This window comes from Chromohalobacter sp. 48-RD10 (genome assembly GCF_029889785.1).
Lineage (GTDB): Bacteria > Pseudomonadota > Gammaproteobacteria > Pseudomonadales > Halomonadaceae > Chromohalobacter.
The window spans coordinates 1-757 of sequence record NZ_JARANX010000196.1 but is presented as its reverse complement, the minus strand read 5'-3'; the positions used below and the strand labels follow the sequence as shown (position 1 = coordinate 757).

The 757-nt window shown below is 65.8% G+C and carries 1 protein-coding gene and 1 pseudogene; both read left to right on the top strand.

All coding sequences use genetic code 11. The annotated features are described in order from the left end of the window. Positions 1 to 153 precede the first annotated feature (153 nt). Entirely contained in the window at positions 154 to 366 is a 213-nt protein-coding gene (locus OP496_RS18220; RefSeq protein ID WP_280565406.1) for a hypothetical protein, read from the top strand. Beyond that, a pseudogene (locus OP496_RS18400) lies at positions 303 to 757 on the top strand (pyridoxal-phosphate dependent enzyme); the annotation flags it as partial. The gene OP496_RS18220 and the pseudogene OP496_RS18400, both read left to right, overlap by 64 nt.

The following is a 757-nucleotide window of genomic DNA, read 5'->3' as shown; positions in this document are numbered from 1 at the left end:
CCATGGAGGGGATTTGCTGGGCCGATGCCGTGCTAGCAGACCGCGCACCGGCGGCCCAGCAAATACCCTCCATGGGCTGCAACATCAAATGGAAGTGAGCAATATGCAACGCGCGCGGGAGCGGACCACCGAGGCTCCCCGCCGACACCGCTGGTGCTCGATCACGTGCTTTCCGAGCGCCTGGGGCGGCGCGTGTGGCTCAAGGCTGAATCACTGCAGCGCACCGGCTTGTTCAAGGCGCGCGGCGCTCTGAACTGGTTGGGCACGGCCAGTGACGAGGAGCTCAGAGTGGGCTGGGCGCCGTGTCCGCCGGCAACCACGGCCTGGGGCTGGCCTGGGCGGAACGACAAAGGGGCGTGCCCGTGACCATCGTGATACCCGACAACACCAGCCCCTTCAAGGTGGAAAGCAGCCACGCGTTGTAGGCGGAGGTCATCCTGCACGGCGATATCAACGCAGCCTGGGCGTTGATGCATGAGCTGGTCACGCAACGCGGACTGACGCTGATACATCCATATGACGACGCACGCATCATCGCCGGTCAGGGCACGCTAGGGCTCGAGGTACTCGAACAGGCGCCCGACGCGCAGGCCATCCTGTGCCCGGCCGGTGGGGGCAGGTTAATCGGGGGAATCGCGGCACTGCGTCCGACGCTTTCGCTGATCGGCGTGGAAACCGAGGGCGCCGCCAGCATGACACATGCCTGCGACAAGGGCGGCCCGGCAAAGCTCGACAGAGTCGAAAGCTGCGCCAAGAG